Here is a 1056-nt window from a genome sequence, read left to right on the forward strand (position 1 = left end):
CAATGATACTTATTTTTATATTATTTCGGGTTTTATTTATAACTTAATAAAGATAAGGAAATTATCAGTGCCAAATGAAGGTGGTATTATTATTGGTGATAAGACCATTGAGTTAACAGAGGAAGGGATTCATGAAGTGAATCCATTCGGGAGTTGTTTTTACAAATGGGAGGCTGTTGAGTCCGTAGAGGATAACAGTGGAGATGTTTATATTTTTGTGGATAAGCTTGCTGCTTTGATTATTCCTTCTGATTCATTCGAATCTCAGATTGAGGAAGAAAAGCTGGTTTTACTAATAAAGAAATATGCATTGAAGACAAATGATTAAGGCAAGTGAGATAGTGTGTGTTTTCACCCATTAATGCGTTTAGCATAAGGCAAAGCCCTATGTTTTCTGTTAGAAATCTATCAGCTCTGTTTTATCTTGTAGCGCTTCTTCTGCCGGCTTTTTCCTGCGTTGACGGGCGAGAAAGCAGTTTAACTTATGGTTATCAAGCACTAGTATTTGGCTTCATGCAAGTTTTTGCGGCAACGTTTATGTTGACCACTTGGTTCGACACAGCCATAGCGTTGATGTTCCCATGGTTGGCAAATATCTCTTGGGTGCTAAGCTTGTCTAATAACCAAGGGATAAAAGTGAATCCATGGTCAGTCGTAACCTTATGTGCGCTAATCATTTTCTTTTCTCAGCCGCTAGTAATAGTGGCCGGGGGTAACGGGGCTACCTCTATTTTATCTTTAAAGTTACACTCTGGAGCTTATTTATGGGGCGTTGCGTTGATGCTACCTATATTTATTAAGAATAAATAATTAAAGCATAGAAGAATAGGGTCAGGTCTTGTCTTTTTCCATAATACAAAAGGCTTTGTCTCTGGGTTATTAATGCGTCAGCAGAGCCAGCAAAATATCTACTACATGACTAACCATCTTGGTCACGTCTATGGTGTGTTTGACCAAGCAGGCGAAAGACTCAGCCAGCGAGGTTATTCGCCTTACGGGCAAGTAAGTGGTGATTATTTCACTCTACAGCCGTTTGGCATGTCGACCAAACGCAGC

2 protein-coding genes are annotated in these 1056 nt (G+C 39.5%); both read left to right on the forward strand.

All coding sequences use genetic code 11. The features are described 5' to 3' along the window. Nucleotides 1-328 (forward strand): YcxB family protein (locus AB4496_RS27135; RefSeq protein ID WP_372133040.1); only part of this gene is annotated, 328 nt, incomplete at its 5' end. Between the two features lie 59 nt (nt 329-387). Next, on the forward strand, nt 388-810 hold the full coding sequence (locus AB4496_RS27140; protein ID WP_009844731.1) for a hypothetical protein: 423 nt from the start codon (nt 388-390) through the stop codon (nt 808-810). The last annotated feature ends 246 nt before the right edge of the window (nt 811-1056 follow it).

The sequence above is a fragment of the Vibrio sp. 10N.222.46.A1 genome, assembly GCF_041473595.1.
Classification (GTDB): domain Bacteria; phylum Pseudomonadota; class Gammaproteobacteria; order Enterobacterales; family Vibrionaceae; genus Vibrio; species Vibrio tasmaniensis_A.